Annotated in this window: 2 protein-coding genes; both read right to left on the bottom strand. The window is 43.5% G+C overall.

The genetic code is table 11. From position 1 onward, the window contains the following. Positions 1 to 303: 303 nt before the first annotated feature. The gene (locus LEP1GSC192_RS13765; protein ID WP_232421026.1) at positions 304 to 1,344 is read right to left on the bottom strand and encodes a DUF4365 and DUF1817 domain-containing protein; all 1,041 of its coding nucleotides are present in this window, start codon (positions 1,342 to 1,344) and stop codon (positions 304 to 306) included. Between the two features lie 153 nt (positions 1,345 to 1,497). Further along, positions 1,498 to 1,755 (bottom strand): type II toxin-antitoxin system RelE/ParE family toxin (locus LEP1GSC192_RS13760; protein ID WP_020770590.1); only part of this gene is annotated, 258 nt, incomplete at its 5' end.

Genomic DNA, 1,755 nt, shown 5'->3' with positions numbered 1-1,755 from the left:
TTTTTCAGGGCACGATATAAGGTAAGAAAAAGGGAGAAAAGCGGCCTAACCTAAAATCAAATCCCGCTCTTGTTTTTCGAAATGATTAACACGTAGTAAACTAAAAAACCAAAATCGCGATATGGCGCCTAACGACCGAGGTGCTCCGACGTTTGCGACGGCACGAGCTTGTTCAAGCAAGCGCAGTGACGGAAGCAAATGTGGCGAAGCCCAAGCGAGCGGGTTGCGTAAGCAAGCCCCGAGCGGCGCGGAGGCACCGGAAGTTAGACGCCGTGTGCGAGTTTTGTTAAGAGCGAAGGACCCTCAGCCGAAATGATGGTTTAGGTATGCAAAGATTGCTTCTGAAATCTGCTTGTTGCGTTCTTGAGATATCCCAAGTCGCTCTGTGAGAGAATTCAGGCCAATGAAATTACTCTCCAAGAAGTCTTTGAAATCACGCTTTATTGGTTTCCAAAGACCATCCGAATCTTTGTGAAAATATGCACAGAGAAGAAGTAAGCGTAGCGTCGCTGACTTAAGATGTGTTGGAGCAAAGAAAAACCAATATTTCACGATAGGTTCAAGCTGAGCTATATAATCACGGACCTCTTGAATCTCATACAATTCACGGGGATCAGCGTCATATGCAGAGGTCATGATTTCAATTTTTCCCTGACAATGCAGAGCCAAGGAATCGTTTCCCAGCAAGCGATTGAAGAATCTGACGGTATAGGATATGTCCATATTCTTGAAAGCTTCCCGCGAAATATCAAAAAGAATGATAGAGGCTTTATTCTTCATCAAGTCGTCATAATACCATTTGGCTTCGATATGTGCTTTGTAGTCTTGAACCTCGCCGACGAGATCTTCTATAACACTGCGCGAGCTTGCATCTAATTTGTTAGCTGTCGGCACTGAGATGCGCCATCCAGAAGATATCTTTTCAGTTTGCTCGATATCAAATTCTACCCAGTATGCGCCTGTTGAGTTAATGATTACAAGGAGCAACGGAAAATCCAGATTAAGATAGTAATTAAGATGCTTTGTTTTCCCGGTATACCAGAAGCCGTTATGGCTCTTTTGCTTGAAATAAGACTCTCCGTACTTTATTTGAACCGCAACTGTCTTGCCAGAGACAAACCCGTCTTCTAGGACAATGTCGATGTAACCATCTATGCCATAGTCGTGCTCTAGCTCGGTTTTCCTGAAGATCCAACCGAGTTCCGAGTTAATTAATTTTGCGAACTCAATTACTCCACGCTCACCTTTGAGATTCTGCACGGTCCGCTTAGGGAAGAAGTTGTCTTTTTTCATATTGTCAATGTTGGTGTCAGTAAAAACCCGCGCATGGCGTATAACGACCAAGGTGTTCCGACGTTTCGCGAGTCCGAAGGACTTGGCACGAGACTTGCTCTGCAAGACGAGTGACAAAGCGAAATGTGGCGAAGCCCAAGCGAGAGTTGCGAAGCAAGCTCGAAGCGCCGCGGAAGCACCGAAAGTTAGGCGATGCGACCGCACCTACTTGTAACTATCTTTTCTTTGATCTACATCAACAAATATTACTAATAGTTCGTTATCTTTAATCAAATAGAACAAACGATACTTACCAATACGATATCTATAAAGACCGTCAAACTCCCCTTTCAGCTTTTTGATATTCGGTCCAAAGAATGGATTCTTTTTTAGGATTGGATAGACGTAATCTGTTAATTTCTTTTGAAGATGGGAAAACTGACGATCTTTGAGTTTACTTTGAAATTGTTCGGTTTCCGCTAT

The organism is Leptospira sp. B5-022 (assembly GCF_000347035.1).
In the GTDB taxonomy this organism is placed as follows: Bacteria; Spirochaetota; Leptospiria; order Leptospirales; family Leptospiraceae; genus Leptospira_B; species Leptospira_B cinconiae.
The sequence above is the reverse complement of the archived record's forward strand: the minus strand, read 5'-3'. Positions and strand labels throughout refer to the sequence as shown.